Annotated in this window: 16 protein-coding genes; 12 read left to right on the forward strand and 4 right to left on the reverse strand. The window is 70.3% G+C overall.

Annotated elements, in window-relative coordinates; translation table 11 throughout:
* Positions 1–88: 88 nt before the first annotated feature.
* From JYA75_RS06705 to JYA75_RS06720, 4 genes are all read left to right on the forward strand, one after another.
* Positions 89–1,216: a muconate/chloromuconate family cycloisomerase gene (locus JYA75_RS06705; protein ID WP_029546510.1), complete on the forward strand. Its 1,128-nt coding sequence runs from the start codon at positions 89–91 to the stop codon at positions 1,214–1,216.
* A gap of 69 nt (positions 1,217–1,285) precedes the next feature.
* Positions 1,286–1,570 carry a muconolactone Delta-isomerase gene (catC, locus tag JYA75_RS06710; RefSeq protein WP_029546509.1) on the forward strand — a complete coding sequence of 95 codons (285 nt, stop codon included), beginning with the start codon at positions 1,286–1,288 and terminating at the stop codon, positions 1,568–1,570.
* Positions 1,571–1,597: 27 nt separating this feature from the next.
* The gene (locus JYA75_RS06715; protein WP_029546508.1) at positions 1,598–2,731 is read left to right on the forward strand and encodes a nucleotide pyrophosphatase/phosphodiesterase family protein; all 1,134 of its coding nucleotides are present in this window, start codon (positions 1,598–1,600) and stop codon (positions 2,729–2,731) included.
* A 75-nt stretch (positions 2,732–2,806) separates the two neighbouring features.
* Positions 2,807–3,784, forward strand: a complete 978-nt coding sequence (locus JYA75_RS06720; protein ID WP_029546507.1) for an alpha/beta hydrolase — start codon at positions 2,807–2,809, stop codon at positions 3,782–3,784.
* Between the two features lie 77 nt (positions 3,785–3,861).
* Here JYA75_RS06720 and ygiD read toward each other — a convergent pair whose 3' ends face one another.
* The 3 genes from ygiD to JYA75_RS06735 all read right to left on the reverse strand — a co-directional run bounded on the left by ygiD (position 3,862) and on the right by JYA75_RS06735 (position 6,568).
* Entirely contained in the window at positions 3,862–4,704 is an 843-nt protein-coding gene (ygiD, locus tag JYA75_RS06725) for a 4,5-DOPA dioxygenase extradiol (protein ID WP_029546506.1), read from the reverse strand.
* 25 nt (positions 4,705–4,729) lie between these two features.
* A complete protein-coding gene (locus tag JYA75_RS06730; protein WP_072636487.1) occupies positions 4,730–5,566 on the reverse strand; it encodes an alpha/beta hydrolase in 837 nt (278 codons plus the stop codon).
* A gap of 99 nt (positions 5,567–5,665) precedes the next feature.
* Positions 5,666–6,568: a LysR family transcriptional regulator gene (locus JYA75_RS06735; RefSeq protein ID WP_029546504.1), complete on the reverse strand. Its 903-nt coding sequence runs from the start codon at positions 6,566–6,568 to the stop codon at positions 5,666–5,668.
* Between the two features lie 143 nt (positions 6,569–6,711).
* On the opposite strand from JYA75_RS06735, the gene JYA75_RS06740 reads away from it, so the two are divergent.
* Together JYA75_RS06740 and JYA75_RS06745 are read left to right on the forward strand one after the other, a co-directional pair.
* Positions 6,712–8,079: an NAD(P)/FAD-dependent oxidoreductase gene (locus JYA75_RS06740; protein ID WP_029546503.1), complete on the forward strand. Its 1,368-nt coding sequence runs from the start codon at positions 6,712–6,714 to the stop codon at positions 8,077–8,079.
* A gap of 175 nt (positions 8,080–8,254) precedes the next feature.
* Positions 8,255–9,007 (forward strand): isocitrate lyase/phosphoenolpyruvate mutase family protein, encoded by a 753-nt coding sequence (locus JYA75_RS06745; protein WP_168580238.1) that lies wholly within the window; start codon positions 8,255–8,257, stop codon positions 9,005–9,007.
* 85 nt (positions 9,008–9,092) lie between these two features.
* Here the strand turns inward: JYA75_RS06745 and JYA75_RS06750 are convergent, their stop codons facing one another.
* Entirely contained in the window at positions 9,093–9,509 is a 417-nt protein-coding gene (locus JYA75_RS06750; protein WP_168580237.1) for a VOC family protein, read from the reverse strand.
* An 89-nt stretch (positions 9,510–9,598) separates the two neighbouring features.
* Between JYA75_RS06750 and JYA75_RS06755 the strand changes: the two genes are divergently transcribed.
* The 6 genes from JYA75_RS06755 to JYA75_RS06780 all read left to right on the forward strand — a co-directional run bounded on the left by JYA75_RS06755 (position 9,599) and on the right by JYA75_RS06780 (position 15,112).
* Positions 9,599–10,582 (forward strand): YafY family protein, encoded by a 984-nt coding sequence (locus JYA75_RS06755; RefSeq protein ID WP_168580236.1) that lies wholly within the window; start codon positions 9,599–9,601, stop codon positions 10,580–10,582.
* 262 nt (positions 10,583–10,844) lie between these two features.
* Positions 10,845–11,381 (forward strand): MarR family transcriptional regulator, encoded by a 537-nt coding sequence (locus JYA75_RS06760; RefSeq protein WP_029546502.1) that lies wholly within the window; start codon positions 10,845–10,847, stop codon positions 11,379–11,381.
* A 256-nt stretch (positions 11,382–11,637) separates the two neighbouring features.
* Positions 11,638–13,200: an aldehyde dehydrogenase gene (locus JYA75_RS06765; RefSeq protein ID WP_185713229.1), complete on the forward strand. Its 1,563-nt coding sequence runs from the start codon at positions 11,638–11,640 to the stop codon at positions 13,198–13,200.
* Entirely contained in the window at positions 13,197–13,568 is a 372-nt protein-coding gene (locus JYA75_RS06770; RefSeq protein ID WP_006938326.1) for a RidA family protein, read from the forward strand. Before JYA75_RS06765 ends, JYA75_RS06770 begins: the two co-directional genes overlap by 4 nt.
* Before the next feature lie 29 nt (positions 13,569–13,597).
* A complete protein-coding gene (locus tag JYA75_RS06775) occupies positions 13,598–14,116 on the forward strand; it encodes a cupin domain-containing protein (protein WP_185713228.1) in 519 nt (172 codons plus the stop codon).
* A 108-nt stretch (positions 14,117–14,224) separates the two neighbouring features.
* Positions 14,225–15,112, forward strand: a complete 888-nt coding sequence (locus JYA75_RS06780) for a PDR/VanB family oxidoreductase (RefSeq protein ID WP_102800030.1) — start codon at positions 14,225–14,227, stop codon at positions 15,110–15,112.
* The last annotated feature ends 6 nt before the right edge of the window (positions 15,113–15,118 follow it).

Below are 15,118 nucleotides of genomic sequence, written 5' to 3' on the forward strand. Positions count from 1 at the left end.
GTGTCCACCAAGAGGACACCGGCATTCGTCGTCCCCGAGGGTCCACTGTTGCCCGCATCACCGCCGATATCCGATTGTGAGCTGTTCGATGTCCGACCCCGACCTGAAGATCGTCTCGATCGACACGACGATCATCGACGTGCCGCTGGTACGTCCGCACAAGTTCGCCACCACCACCGCCGAGAAGCAGCCCATCCTGCTCGTGGCGATCACCACCGCGGGCGGCGTCACCGGTTACGGCGAGGGCGTCGTGCCCGGCGGTCCGTGGTGGGGTGGTGAATCCGTCGAGACGATGAAGGCGATCGTCGACGGCTACATCGCCCCCTACATCGCCGGCCGCGGCGTCGACGAGATAAGCGGCATCATGGTCGACATCGAACGCGTCGTCTCCGGCGCCCGGTTCGCCAAGGCCGCCGTCGACGTCGCCCTGCACGACGCCTGGGCCCGCGCCCTCGGCGTCGGCGTGCACGCCCTGCTCGGCGGCGCCTTCCGCACCGGGGTCGACGTGCGCTGGGCGCTCGGCGCCGCGCCGGTCGAGGAGATCCTCGAGGAGGTCGAGGAGAAGATGGCGGCCCGCCTGAACTTCGCGTTCAAGCTCAAGATGGGCGCGCTCGACCCGAAGGTCGACACCGAACGTGTCGTCACGATCGCGCAGGCCCTCGAGGGCAAGGCCGGCGTCAGCATCGACGTCAACGCCCGCTGGGACCGGTTCACCGCGCTGCGGTACGTCCCGCAACTCGTCGACGGCGGCGTCGAACTCATCGAACAGCCGACCCCCGGCGAGCAGCGCGAGGTCCTCGCCGAGATCAACCATCTGGTGTCCGCCCCCGTCATGGCCGACGAGTCCGTGCAGACGCCGCACGACGCGCTCGAGATCGCCAAGCTCGGCGCCGCCGACGTCATCGCCCTCAAGACCACCAAGTGCGGTGGGTTGCAACGCAGCAAGGAGGTCGTGGCCGTCGCCAAGGCGGCCGGAATCCGCTGCCACGGCGCCACCTCGATCGAGGGGCCCATCGGCACTGCGGCGTCCATCCACTTCGCCTGCGCCGAGCCCGGGATCAACTACGGCACCGAGCTGTTCGGGCCGCAGCTGTTCGCCGTCGAGCTGCTGCAGACCCCGCTCGACTACTCCGACGGGCAGGTGCACCTCCCGCAGGGGCCCGGCCTCGGCGTCGAACTCGACATGGACGTCGTCAAGCACCTCGCCCGCGACTGACCACACCCGTGCGCGGTTTCGGTAGAAACAGCTACCGAAACCGCGCACGGCCCGAAAGGAGTACGCACCATGGCACTGTTCCACGTTCGCATGGACGTCGACATCCCCCGCGACCTCGATCCCGAGGTGCGGGCCGAGACCGTCGCGCGGGAGAAGGCCTACAGCCAGGAACTGCAGCGCGAGGGCAAGTGGCGGGAGATCTGGCGCATCGTCGGCAAGTACAGCAACATCAGCATCTTCGACGTCGACTCCGCCGACGAACTCCACGAGATCCTGTGGAACCTGCCGCTGTTCCCGTACATGAACATCGAGATCATGCCGCTGACCAAGCACGGATCCGACATCAAGGACTAGTGGCCGCCGGCAGGCCATACTCGGGTAATGGACCTGCCGCTGCACGACGTCTACGCCGAACCGACCCTCGCGGACCTGATGCCGTCCGTGCTCGCGTCCGCGGGGGTGCCCGGCGAGGCCAACCGTCTCGCGCTCGACGAGCAGTCCCGCACCGTCGTGTTGCTCGTCGACGGCATGGGGTGGAACCTGCTGCGGCGCAATGCCGCAGCCGCCCCGTTTCTCACCGGACTCGACGGCCGGCCGATCCGCGCCGGATTCCCCACCACCACCGCGGTGAGCATCGCGTCGCTGGGCACCGGCCTGGCCTCCGGCGCCCACGCCATCACCGGTTACCAGTCCTACGTCGAGGAGATCGACGCCCCGTTCAACTGGCTGCGCTGGACCCTCGCCGGGACCGCGGTCGACCAGCGTGAGCGACTCGTCCCCGAATGGGTGCAGCCCCACCCGACGGCGTTCGAACGCGCCGACGCCGCCGGGCTCACCGTGACCACCGTCGTGCCCCGCAGCTTCGACGGCAGCGGGCTCACCCGGGCCGTGCTGCGCGGCGGCAACTTCGTCGGTGTCTCCGCCTACGGCGACCTGCTCGCCCACGTCGTCGCTGCCGTCGCCGCCGGCGACCGCACCCTCGTCTACTGCTACCTCGGCGAGGTCGACACGATCGGCCACCTCTACGGACCCGAGTCCCCGTCCTGGACCGCGCAGCTCACCGTCGTCGACCGGTTCGTCGAGCAGCTCGTCGCGGCCCTGCCCGCCGGGGCGCGGCTGCTGATCACCGCCGACCACGGCATGGTCGACGCCTCCCGGGGCCGTCGCGCCGACTTCGACCACATCTCCGGCCTCTCGGAGGACGTCGACGCGATCGCGGGCGAACCCCGTTGCCGGCACGTGCACACCCGCCGGCCCGACGCAGTGCTGGAGCGGTGGCGCAACGAACTCGGCGACGACATGTGGATCGGCACCCGCGACGACGTGATCGCCGGCGGCCTGTTCGGCCCGGACCCGTCGCCCGCCGCGTGCCGACGCATCGGTGACGTCGTCGCGATCGGCCTCGGCGAGTCCACGGTGATCCGCTCCGACGGCGAATTGGTCATGTCGCAGCTGCCCGGCCAGCACGGTGCGCTGACCGAGGAGGAGCTGCTGGTGCCGTTGCTGCAGGTCTGAGGGCTGAGGGTCCGGAAGATACGTGTGACGGAGAGTACCTCGACCGGGTACCGGCCTCGTCCTATCGTGGCGTACATGCGCACCCACGGATCGACGATCTGGCACTGGACGGTGAGCCTGCGGGCGATCCTCGTCTTCTGGTTCGTGCGGATCTTCGTGAAGCCGCTCTTCACCTGGTGGCCTGCCACCGACCGGGGCATCGAGACCCTCAGCCGGCTCGACCGTCGCGTCGACAAGCTGCTGCCCCGACCGCGTGGCGTCGACATCGACCCCCTGACCCTCGGCGGGGTGCCCAGCGAGCGCATCGAACCGCCGCGACCCGCCCGGGACTCGCTCGCCGGGGTCACCATCCTGTACTTCCACGGCGGCGCCTTCGTGTTCTGCGGCCTCGCCACCCACCGCACCGTCTGCTCACTGCTCGCCGCCGAGTCGGGGGTTCCGGTGTACTCCGTCGCCTACCGGCAGCTTCCCGTGGGCTCGATCGGTACCTCCGTCATCGACGCGATGGCTGCGTACACCGCGCTGCTCGAGACGGTCGAGGACCCCACCCGCATCGTCGTCGCCGGTGACTCGGCCGGCGGCTACCTGGCGATGAAGGTCGCCGAGATCGCCGCGCTGCGCGGCATGATCCGGCCGGCCGCGGTGATCGGCTACTCGCCGCTGCTCAACCTCGAACTCGAGGAGCACGACCCCGACTTCATGAAGCGCGACGCGTACCTGCCGATGCGGCAGGTCGAGAAGCTACGCGACCGCTGGCTCGCCGGTCCCGACTACATCGAGGGCGAGGAGTCGCCCGTCCGTGCCGATCCGGCGCTGTTCCCGCCCGTGTTCTTCTCCGTCGCCGAGTACGAGATCACCCGACCCGACGTCGAGATCATGACCGGCGCCTTCGACGAGGTGGGCGCGACGGTCGAGACCCACCTGTGGGCCGGTCAGGTACACGCCTTCCCGGTGATAGGGCAGGTGCTGCCCGAGGCCCGCACGCTGCTGCACTACAGCATCGACTTCGTGCGGCGCACCGTTGTCGCGCAGGAGCGTCGCCACACGGCATGACCCCGCCGTGGCGGCCCGATGTCACATCCATTCGATCTGAGTGACGCGGTGTGACATTCGGCCGCGTGCCCGAGCAGTCAGGTATTGGTGTCGGACGGGTTTGGGGTGTCGGGGAACCCGGCGGACGGGGGGCCGTCCTCGCCGGCCGTGCACGTGACCCCGAGGGTGTAGGCGCTCATCGACAGCGATCCGTACGCGAAGCCGTCGACCAGGGGTTCGACGAGATCGTCGCCCACACCAGCCAGGCCCGCGAGGTACAACAGCGGGAGGAAGTGATCCGTGGTGGGGACCGCGTGCTCGAAGTCGGCGTGCCCGTCGAGACTCGCGACGCCGTCGGGGCGGTCCATGATCATGACCCGCGCCGCCGCGTCGAACCGGTGCGCCCAGTCGAACCCCTCGTCCGGGAGGCGCCGATCCATGCCGGCGAGGTTGTGCACGATGTTGCCGCTGGCCACGACGAGAACGCCCCGTTCGCGTAGCGGCGCGAGCTTCGCGCCGAGTTCGAGGTGGTAGTCGAAATCCTGGTAGGCGTTCAAGCTCAGCTGCACGACCGGCACGTCCGCGGCCGGGAAGGCGTGGGTGAGCACCGACCAGGTGCCGTGGTCGATGCCCCACGAGTCGACGTCCGCGCCGACCCAGGTCGGATGCACGACGTCGGCGATCTCCTCGGCCAGTTCGGGCAGCCCCGGCGCCGGGTACTGCACGTCGAACAGTTGCTGCTCGAAGCCGAAGAAGTCGTGGATCGTGCGCGGGCTGGGCATGGCGGTGACGGCGGTGGCGTTGATGAACCAGTGCGCCGAGATCGCGAGGATCGCACGCGGCGTGGGGACCGCGCGCCCGAACTCCCGCCACGCCCGGGTGTAGCGGTTCGCGTCGAGCGCGTTGCGGGGACTGCCGTGCCCGAGGAACGCGGCCGGCATGCGCGCGGACGGTTCGGCGGCCACGTCAGATGAGCCTCGGCCGGAGCCATTCCACGAGGTCGTCGAGGACCTGCTTCTTCTCCGGTTCGTTGAACACCTCGTGGTAGAGGCCGTCGTACAACTTCAGGGTCACGTCCGGCGACCCGACCCGCTCGGCGACGAGCCGGCTGCCGGCCGGGGCGGTCAACCGGTCCTCGGCGCCGTGCTGCAGCAGGACCGGCAGGTTCAGCGCAGGCAGCCGGTCGGGGAGGCTCTCCCCGGTGACGACGAGGGCCCGCGCGATGCCGGCGGGCACGAGCCCGTGGTGCACCAGCGGATCGGCTTCGTACGCGGCGACGACGTCGGGGTCGCGGGAGACGCCCGCGGAGTCGAGCTTCTGCACCGGTAGCTGCGGCAGCACGCGCCCGATGAGCTTGCCGAGTTCGACGACGACGCGCGGCGTGCCGGAGGTGACGTCGACCGCGGGGCCGGAGAGGACGAGGGCGGTGAGCTCGTCGGGGTGTTCGAGCGCGTAGGCCAGGGCGACGGCCCCGCCCATGGAGTGGCCGAGCAGGAACCGCGGCAGGCCGGGATTGTCGAAGGAGGCGATGCCGAACAGCCGGTTCACGTCGCCGGTGTACTCGGCCATCTCCCGCAGATATACGCGCCTGCCGCCGGAGCGGCCGTGCCCGCGGTGGTCGAGCGCGTACACCGTGAGGCCGAGATCACCGAGGCGCTCGATCACGTGGTCGTATCTACGTGCGTGTTCGCCGAACCCGTGGCACAGCACGAGCACGCCGGTCGGGTCCCCGCCGGGCGACCACACGTCGTAGACGATGCGGGTGCCGTCGGCACTGGTGAACGAAGTCTCGGTTCGCTGCATGATCGCTCCTCACCGCGTGGATCCGCCGCCGGATCGGGTCATCCTTCCACGAAACGCCGCCGGATCGGTGCGCATTGCGGCGACCGCGCGGCTGTGTGTTCAGTCCTCGGGTCCCGGCGGTGCCTCGCTGGTCATCGACCGTCGCAGCGCGAGGATCAGGCTCGACATCGCCGACGAGCGGGGCGCGTCGCTGCGGACCACGCCGCACACCGGGACGCTGAGGCGATTGCGCGCCTCGCGCATGTAGGCCAGGCCCGTCCGTGGGGTCTCCGCGGCGGTGCTCGGGTACAGGACCGTCCACGCCCGCGGATTGGTGATGACGTCGAGGGTGGCGGTGTGGTCGCTCGCGATCGACGGCCCGAGCTGCACCCGGCGTCCCACCGCGCGGAAGGCGTCCTCGATCACCGTGTGGATGAGCACCTGGCTGGGCCGGGGCGGCAGCAGCAGCGGGTAGGGCGCCAGGTCGCCGAGGTCGACGGTGGAGAACGCGGAAAGCGGGTGCCGGCTCGACGTGACGATGACCAGGTCCTCGATCCCCAGTTCCACGGTCTCGAGACCCGGGCGGTCGACGCCGCCGCGGATCAGGGCGACGTCGGCGTCGCCGCCGGCGACGGCGTCGATCCGGTCGGCGAAGCTCTTGATGACGAACTCGATGTCGATCGCCGGGTACTGCTCGCGGACGTGGGCGATGGCATCGAGGCTCTGGGACGCGAAGGTCATGTTCGCGGCGATGCGGATGCGGTTGCGCGGTTCGCGCGCCACCGCATACGCCTGCGCTTCGAGGCTGAGCACCTGCTGCGCGATGGGGACCAGCCGCGAACCGGCGGGGGTCAACCGCACCACCCGGGTGGACCGCTCGAACAGCGACGTATCGAGTTCCTTCTCGAGCCGGGTGATCTGGTGACTGATGGCGGACTGGGAGATGAAGCACTTCTGCGCGGCCTTGCTGAAGCTCAGCTCCTCGCTCACGGCGAGGAAGTAACGCAGCTGCCGGAAGTCCATGCCCCCAATCCTACTTATGAGCGATCGAGATAAGACTTCCGCGAATACGGCAGGTTGGTGGCCATCGGTCTGCCGTCTCCATACGGTGGTTGTCATACATCGACTTCAAGGTGGAGGTAGAGGTAATCGTGGGCAGCACAGCAGTGACCGATCGGACCGAGGTCGTCGTCGTCGGTTCGGGCTTCGGCGCGCTGGCAACGGCGAAGAAGCTCGCCAAGGCCGGGACGCCGTTCGTCCTGATTTCGGAGACCACCGAACATCTCTTCCAGCCTCTGCTGTACCAGGTCGCCACCGGCGTGCTCTCGGCCGGCGAGATCGCCCCGTCGATCCGCTCCATCCTCGCCAAGTACCCCAGCGCGGACGTCCGCCTCGGCCGGGTCGTGGACGTGCGGCCGGACGTGCACGAGGTCGACTACGTTGCCGGCGGCGTCGTCCACACCGTCGGGTACCGCTCGCTCGTCGCGGCGACGGGTGCGCGCCAGGCCTACTTCGGCCGCGACGAGTTCGAGAAGGTCACCTACGCCCTCAAGACCGTCGAGGACGCCGAGCGGCTGCGCCGGCAGATCCTGCGGTGCTTCGAGGAGGCGCACACCACCACCGACCCGGAGCGCCGCCGCAACCTGCTGAGCTTCGTGGTCATCGGTGCCGGCGCGACGGGCGTCGAGCTCGCCGGCCAGATCAAGGAACTCGCGGGCCGCTACTTCGAGCAGTCGTTCCACGACATCAGCGCCGACGACGTCTCCGTCACCCTCGTCGAGGGCGCGGGCGAGGCCCTCCCGGCCTTCGGTGGCAAGCTCAGCGAATACACCAAGCAGTCGCTGGAGAAGTCGGGTGTCGACGTCGTGCTCGGCACCTTCGTCACCGACATCGACGAGCACGGTGCCACGCTCAAGGCGGGCGACGAGGAGCGCCGGATCACCGCCGAGACGATCATCTGGTCGGCCGGCGTGCGCGCCAACGACTTCGCCGGAGTCCTCGCCGAGCGCACCGGTTGCGCCACCGACCGTGCGGGCCGGCTGCTGGTCAACCCGGACCTCACCGTGGGCGGCTACGCCGACGTGTACGCCATCGGCGACATGACGTCGCTGAACAACCTGCCCGGGCAGTCGCCCGTCGCGATGCAGGGCGGCCGCCACGTCGCGCGGACCATCCTCGGCAAGCAGCCGGTGGGCACCCGGTTCAAGTACCGGGACAAGGGCAGCATGGCCATCATCAACCGCTTCCGCGCGATCACCCGCGTCGGAAAGATCGAGCTGAGCGGCTTCATCGCCTGGGTGCTGTGGCTGGCCGTGCACCTGGTCTACATGGTGGGCTTCCGCAACCGCTACGTCGCGGTGATGTCGTGGTTCGGATCCTTCCTCGGTCACCGGCGCCCGCACTTCCACTACGCGCAGGAGCAGCACCGGCTCGACGCCGATGTCCCCGACGACGTGACCGTCACCGCTGTACCTGCCCGGGTCGACCGCGCTCCCGAGAAGAAGCCGGAACCCGAGAAGGTCAGCGTCCGATAGGACGACTCGACGAGAACCGGGCCCCGTGCCGTTCACTGCGAACGGCACGGGGCCCGGTCTTCTCGCTGCCCCTGCCCCCTGCCCCCGGCCTCTGCCGCGGCACCCGTCGCGCATCCGCACCCGGGTGCAGTGTGTTCGCCGGGAATGCCGGGGGACGTGTGTGGTTGGATGCGGCATGACGACTCTTGCCGAGAAGGCCGTAGCGCTGAAGTCTCTGCACGTTCCGGGTGACCCGGTGGTGCTGCCGACCGTGTGGGATGCCTGGTCGGCGAACCTGGCGGTGCAGGCCGGTTTCGCCGCGTTGACGATGGGCAGCCATCCGGTGGCCGACTCGGTCGGCAAGCCGGACAACGAGGGTATGACGTTCGAGGAGCTGCTGACCCGGGTCCGGCAGGTCACCGCAGCGGTCGACGTCCCGATCTCGGTGGATGTGGAGGCCGGTTACGGCGAGGCCCCCGCTCGGATCGTCGAGGGGCTGCTCGGGGCGGGCGCTGTCGGATTGAACGTCGAGGACACCGTGCACAGTGAGGGCGGCCGGCTGCGCGAGCCGGCCGAGCACGCCGAGTACGTGGCCGGGTTGCGTGCCGCCGCCGACGCCGCCGGTGTGCACCTGGTGGTCAACGCCCGCACCGACCTGTTCGTCAAGAAGATCGGTGACGAGCCCGACCGGGTGGACCGGGCGATCGACCGCCTGAAGCTGGCCGCAGATGCCGGCGCCGATGTGCTCTATCCGGTGGGCTTCCACAGCGACGAGGTCCAGCGGCGCCTGACGTCGGAGCTGCCGTTGCCGGTCAATGCGATCGCCCACCCGGCGAAGAACGATCTCGCGTCGCTCGCTGCTCTCGGCGTCGCCCGGATCAGCTTCGGGCCGCTGCTGCAGGCCACCCTGGCCGAGCGGGCGGGTGAGCTGCTGGGCCGGTGGCGCTGAACGATCGCGCAGCGCGCGTTCGCCGGCCGGGCGACTCCGCCGACGTCCCACTCCGCGCCGCTCGGCGACCTCCGACGATCGTCCGTCACGGCTCCGTCCGCGCCGCCAGCACGTCCAGGTAGTGCTGGTTGTACATCACGCCGAGCACGTTGCCGAACGGGTCGACCACCGAGGCGGTGACGAATCCGGGGCCGTGCTCGACCGGCTTGTCGTGCACCGTCGCGCCCATCGATTCGAGCCGCTCGAGGGCGGCCGCGGGATCGTCGACGTGCCAGTAGGTCGTCGCGGGGCCGGGCTGCCCGGGGCGCTCGTGGGCGACGAACCGCCCGTCGATGATCCCGAGTTCGTGCCCGTAGTCGCCGGTGCGGAACTCGAGGTATGCAAGCCTGCCCTCGACGGAGCGTCGGAAGTACGGCTCGACGCCGAGCAGTTCGGTGTACCAGGCACCGGCGGCCGTCAGGTCGTCGGCGAAGAAGCTGACGGTGGAGAGTCCTCGCAACATGGCTCGTTCCTTTCCTCGGGGGGTGTCGACATCCATCCTGCGGGCGAAAGCGCTCACCTTCCGAGCACTTTTCGTGAGACATTTCGGGGATGCGCGCCGACCGTCTCGTCGCCGTCCTGCTGCTCCTGCAGAGCCGTGGGCGGGTGACCGCCGCCGAGCTCGCCGCCGAACTCGAGGTGTCCGTGGCCACTGCTCGCCGCGACCTCGAGGCGCTGTCCGCGGCGGGGATCCCGGTGTATCCGCAGCCCGGACGCGGCGGTGGGTGGTCGCTCGTCGGCGGCGCCCGCACCGACCTCAGCGGGCTCTCGGCCGCCGAGGCGCAGGCACTGTTCCTGCTCGTCGGCCCCGCGGCGGCCGTCTCCGGTGAGGTCAAGACCGCCCTGCGCAAGCTGGTGCGGGCGCTGCCGTCGACGTTCCGGGCCGACGCCGAGGCCGCTGCGGACGCCACGATGATCGATTCCACCCGGTGGGGCGCGCGAGACCGGCACCGGCCCGAGACGGTCGATGTTCTGCAGGCCGCCGTCGTGCGGCGACGGAGAGTGCGCCTCGTCTACACCGACAGCGCGCGCGAGCGTAGTGAGCGGCTGGTGGACCCGTGGGGTCTCGTCGACAAGGACGACATCTGGTACCTGATCGCGGGGACCGATCGCGGCCAGCGCACCTTTCGCGTCGATCGGATCGTCCGGGCCGAACCGACCGACGAACCGGCCGCGCGCCCGGACGGCTTCGCGCTCGACGCCGCGTGGCGGCAGGTCGTCGGCGAGGTCGAGCAGCGGCGGTCACGTACCTGGGCGACCGTCCTGCTCGCGGCCCGGTTCGTGCCGATCCTGCGCGACCACTTCGGCCGGCACTGCCACGCCGCCGGCGAACTCGGCGACGGGCGCGTCCGGGTCCGCGTCGCCGCACCGACGCCGCTGGACATCGCTCGCACTCTCGCCGGCTGGGGCGCGATGATCGAGGTGACCGAACCGCCTTCCGTCCGGGCGGAACTCGCGCGGATCGGCGCGGAGCTCACCGGCCGCTACCGCGATCCGGAAAGCACCGGTGCGGCACCGGAACGGGACTGCCGGTAGATCCGGCTCGCGGAAGAGGTGCAGGTCTCCCCTGGTGGCGAGGATCCGGCGTGCCGTGCGGGTATTCGGTGACATGGACGATCGGCGGGTCGAATCGGCTTGTGCGAGAAGAAGTGACGTCGCCGGCGAACGGCGGCGATTCGTTCGGCGTCCCCTCCGTCCGGCACGCACGGCGCGGCCCGCCGTGCGTGGCCGGACGGGATCCCGGTCGTGCCGGGGGTAGACTCCCGGCATTGTGGGAGAGCCTGGGGATCGCGACGCCGTGGACGCCATCGTCGCGCATTGGGCCGTGGCCCGTCCCGAACTCGACGTGTCGGGGCTGAAGGTGTTCGGTCGTCTCCACCGGAGCTTCCTCGTCTACAAGTCCCGCATCGCGCCCACGTTCGAGGAGCACGGGATCAACGATTCGGGGTTCGACGTTCTCGCCTGCCTGCGCCGCGCCGTGCCGCATCATCGGCTCACCGCGGGGGAGCTGGCCGACCAGACGCTGGTCACCACCGGCGGGCTGTCGCTGCGCGTCAATCGGCTCGAGCAGGCGGGCCTGGTGACCCGATCGAAGGACAGTCAGGACGCCCGGGTGGTGTATGTCGAGCTCACACCCGCCGGTGCCGCGCTCGTCGACTCGGTCGCCGACGCGCACTTCGCCAAGTTGCGCGCGATGCTCGGCGACCTCGACACCGGCGAGCGCGAGACGCTGGCGCGCCTGCTCGCCCGTCTGGAGCACTCCGCCCGAGCGGCCGAGTTCGAGGACTCGGGCACCGGTGTGGGCGTGGACTCGGACGCCGATCGGCCGGTCTGACGCCGCAGTCGGGCGTCCGCCGAGAAAAATTTCGGGATCTCTATGGCGCCCGCCACACCGCTGTGACCTGCGTCTCCTCCGTTTCGGCCCCGTAAATCCGGCGTAACGAGCGGCTGATCTGGGCATTCTGCTATTGACCTCTTTGCGCTAAGACGATACAAATCTCTTAGTGCAAAGATATCGACTCGGCGCGCACCACCCTCCGGCTCCGCGAGCAGCGTGGTCCGCGTCCGTCCCGACCGAACGGACCTCCCTCATGCCCATTGCTTACGCGTCCCCTCTCCAGGTGGGACCCGCCGAGCACGAGCCCGAGTCCGTCGACACGGTCGACGAGATCCTCGTCGCCGGCCGATGGCAGCGTGGACTCGGTGAGTGCATCGAGTCCGTCGACCCCGCCACCGGCCGGGTCTTCGCGAGCCTGCACACCGCGACCGTCGACGACGTCGACCGGGCCGTCACCGAAGGTCTGCGCGCCGCCCGCGGCGGGTGGTCGGCACTGCTCCCGCACGAGCGTGCACGGGTCCTGCACCGCGTCGGCAACGCCCTCGACGACGAGGCCGAACGGGTGGCACGGCTCCAGACCCTCGACACCGGCAAGGCGCTGACCGAGACCCGGGCCCTGGTTGCCAGCGCCGCCAACACGTTTCGTTACACCGCGGCCGCACTCGAGACGATGGACTCCGCACTGACCACGCCCCGGGGGCCGTGGTTGACCATGTCGACGTACCAGCCGATGGGCGTCGTCGCCGCGATCACGCCGTGGAACTCACCGATCGCGTCCGACGCCCAGAAGATCGCCCCGGCCCTCGCCGCCGGCAACGCCGTCGTGAGCAAGCCGCCGGTGTGGGCGCCGTGGGTGACGCTGCGTCTCGCCCGCATCTGCGAGGCGGCCGGGCTGCCCGCGGGGGTGCTCTCGGTCCTGCCGGGATCCGGGCGCACCGTCGGCGAGGCGCTGGTCCGGCACCCGGACGTCGCCAAGGTCACCTTCACCGGCGGCACCGAAACCGGCCGTCACCTCGCGCATCTCGCCGCCGACAAGCTCATGCCGATCACGCTCGAACTCGGCGGTAAGTCCCCGACGATCGTGTTCGAGGACGCCGATCTCGAACAGGCCCTCGCCGGCGTCCTCTACGGCGTCTTCTCCTCGTCCGGGCAGAGCTGCATCGCCGGATCCCGGATCTTCGTCCACCGCAGCATCGCCGAGACCTTCACCGGCGAACTCGTCCGGCGCGCAGCGGCCCTGCGTCTCGGCCCCGGCTCGGACCCGCGCACCCGGGTGGCTCCGATGGTCACCTTCGCGCACCGGGACCGGGTGGCCGCGATGGTCGACGACGCCGTCGCCGCCGGGGCCCGGGCGTTGTGCGGGGGCGCGATCCCGGCCGACGAACGGCTCTCGTCCGGCGCGTACTACCCGCCCACGGTGCTCACCGGAGCCGACAACGCCGCGACGATCTGCCGCGAGGAGGTCTTCGGTCCGGTGGCCGTCGTGCTGCCCTTCGGCGACGAGGAGGACCTGATCGCGCAGGCGAACGACTCGGTATACGGGTTGGCCTGCGGCATCTGGACCTCCGACTACCGGCGGGCGTGGCGCGTGGCCAGCGCGGTGAAGGCGGGCACCGTCTGGATCAACACCTACAAGCAGTTCAGCATCTCGACGCCCTTCACCGGTCTCGGCGACAGCGGTCTCGGCACCGAGAAGGGACGCGAGGGCATCCGCCAGTACTGCGATCAGAAGAGCATCTACCTCGACCTGTCCGGCGAACCGATCGCCTGGGCCACCCCCGACCCGACAGAAACCCGAAAGGACTTTTCCCGGTGACCGATTCGATTACCGCGACCCACGACCGCACCGCCCACCCGTACAGCCCCGCCTACGCCGTCGCCGGCTTCGGGTTCGTCTCCGGCGCCCTGTCGGTCGACGAGCACGGAATCGCCGTCGACGGTACGACCCCCGCCCTCGACGCCGCGATCGCCCGCCTCGGCGAGCGCCTCGCGACCATCGGCATGACCCTGGCCGACGTCGTCAAGACCACGTACTTCGTGACCGACGTGACGCTCCGCGACGAGGCGAACCGCCACTACGAGAAGGTCTTCGCCGAGCCCCGGCCCGCCCGCTCGTTCGTCGAGGTCGCCGCCCTGCCCTACGGCGCCACCGTCGAGATCGAAGCCGTCGCGCATCGCGCCTGAACCCCCACCGCACGAAAGGACCCACCGTCATGGCCGCACCCGAGAAGACCACCGTCGACCTCGAAGCCCTCATCGACACCTGCATCGCCAGCCGCGACAGCCGCTACGAGGACTGGGACACCCTCGGCTTCCAGGCCGCCAAGGGCGGAGATCGCTTCAAGCGTGCCCAGATCCGCTACATCGGCTCCGGTGCCACCGGCAACCACGAGGGCGACGCCCGCACGCTGCCCGCCGAGCACTTCACCCTGTCCAACATGCGGCTGCCCGCCGGTGCAGTCGGCCCCGAGCACACCCACCACGACGTCGAAGAGGTGTTCTTCGTGCTCGAGGGTGAGCTCGAGGTCGCGGTCCACGACGTCGAGGACGGCACCCGGAAGGCTGTCCGCCGGCTCGGCTACCGCGACATGATCCGCGTTCCCGCCGGCGTGCCGCGCAGCCTCGCGAACGTGGGCGACACCGACGCCCTGTTCTGCGTGATCATCGGCGCCGCGAAGCCGCAGCTGCCCACCTACCCGCCGAGCTCGGAGATGTACGGCGTCACCCGCTGACGCCGCCGAGAAGACCCTCCACCGACAGGGAGATCACCGATGGAGCAGTCCGTCCGACGTCGCCTCCGCGTCCACCAGAAGACCTGGGAGGCAGACGGAGTCACCAGCGTGACGTTCGTCGATCCGACCGGTGCGCCGTTGCCGCAGTGGCAGCCGGGCGCGCATCTCGCCCTGCACCTGCCGAACGGTGTGGTGCGCGAGTACTCGCTGTGCTCGGATCCGCGGGACACCACGCGCTGGACGGTCGCCGTGCTGCGCGCCGAGCGCTCCCGCGGGGGCAGCGCCTACGTGCACGAGTCGCTGCAGATCGGCGCGGAGATCGACGTCGACGGACCGCGCAGCGCCTTCGCCCTCGACGCCGCCGCGACCGACCACGTCCTCGTGGCCGGCGGCATCGGCATCACCCCGATCGTCGCGATGATGCGGGAGCTGCGGGCGACGGGACGGCCGTGGCGCCTGCTCTACGCCGGACGCTCCCGGCAGGCCATGGCGTTCGTCGACGAGATCGCCGCCCATCCCGCCGAGCAGGTGACCGTCCACGCCGACGACGAGGCCGGGGGCCTGCCGGACCTCGCCGGGCTGCTGTCCGGCCTGCCGCCGACCGCCGTCGTCTACTGCTGTGGCCCCGCCCCCCTCATGGACGCGGTGGCCGCGACCGTCCCGGACCCCGGTCAGGTACGCACCGAACGGTTCGCGGCCCCGGAACCGGCGCCGCGCCAGGGGGAGGACACCGCCTTCGACGTGATCGTCGAGAGCACCGGCCGCCGCATCCCGGTGCCGCCGACCGTGTCGGTGCTCGACGCCCTCGCCGCCGCCGGTGTGCCCGTACCCAGCTCGTGCACCGAAGGCATCTGCGGGACGTGCGAGGTCGGGGTGATCAAGGGCGACGTGGACCACCGCGACTTCCTGCTCACCGAGTCCGAACACGCCGCCGGATCGACGATGTTCCCGTGCGTGTCCCGTTGCCGCTCCGCCGAACTCGTACTGGATCTGTGAGAAGGG

Source organism: Rhodococcus sp. PSBB066 (genome assembly GCF_017068255.1).
Lineage (GTDB): Bacteria > Actinomycetota > Actinomycetes > Mycobacteriales > Mycobacteriaceae > Rhodococcus > Rhodococcus aetherivorans.

What these genes read in the sequence shown, in the direction of transcription:
- JYA75_RS06705 (WP_029546510.1), top strand. Translation starts at nt 89, where the DNA reads ATGTCCGACCCCGACCTGAAGATCGTCTCGATCGACACGACGATCATC.
- catC (WP_029546509.1), top strand. Translation starts at nt 1,286, where the DNA reads ATGGCACTGTTCCACGTTCGCATGGACGTCGACATCCCCCGCGACCTC.
- JYA75_RS06715 (WP_029546508.1), top strand. Translation starts at nt 1,598, where the DNA reads ATGGACCTGCCGCTGCACGACGTCTACGCCGAACCGACCCTCGCGGAC.
- JYA75_RS06720 (WP_029546507.1), top strand. Translation starts at nt 2,807, where the DNA reads ATGCGCACCCACGGATCGACGATCTGGCACTGGACGGTGAGCCTGCGG.
- ygiD (WP_029546506.1), bottom strand. Translation starts at nt 4,704, where the DNA reads ATGCCGGCCGCGTTCCTCGGGCACGGCAGTCCCCGCAACGCGCTCGAC.
- JYA75_RS06730 (WP_072636487.1), bottom strand. Translation starts at nt 5,566, where the DNA reads ATGCAGCGAACCGAGACTTCGTTCACCAGTGCCGACGGCACCCGCATC.
- JYA75_RS06735 (WP_029546504.1), bottom strand. Translation starts at nt 6,568, where the DNA reads ATGGACTTCCGGCAGCTGCGTTACTTCCTCGCCGTGAGCGAGGAGCTG.
- JYA75_RS06745 (WP_168580238.1), top strand. Translation starts at nt 8,255, where the DNA reads ATGACGACTCTTGCCGAGAAGGCCGTAGCGCTGAAGTCTCTGCACGTT.
- JYA75_RS06750 (WP_168580237.1), bottom strand. Translation starts at nt 9,509, where the DNA reads ATGTTGCGAGGACTCTCCACCGTCAGCTTCTTCGCCGACGACCTGACG.
- JYA75_RS06755 (WP_168580236.1), top strand. Translation starts at nt 9,599, where the DNA reads ATGCGCGCCGACCGTCTCGTCGCCGTCCTGCTGCTCCTGCAGAGCCGT.
- JYA75_RS06765 (WP_185713229.1), top strand. Translation starts at nt 11,638, where the DNA reads ATGCCCATTGCTTACGCGTCCCCTCTCCAGGTGGGACCCGCCGAGCAC.
- JYA75_RS06775 (WP_185713228.1), top strand. Translation starts at nt 13,598, where the DNA reads ATGGCCGCACCCGAGAAGACCACCGTCGACCTCGAAGCCCTCATCGAC.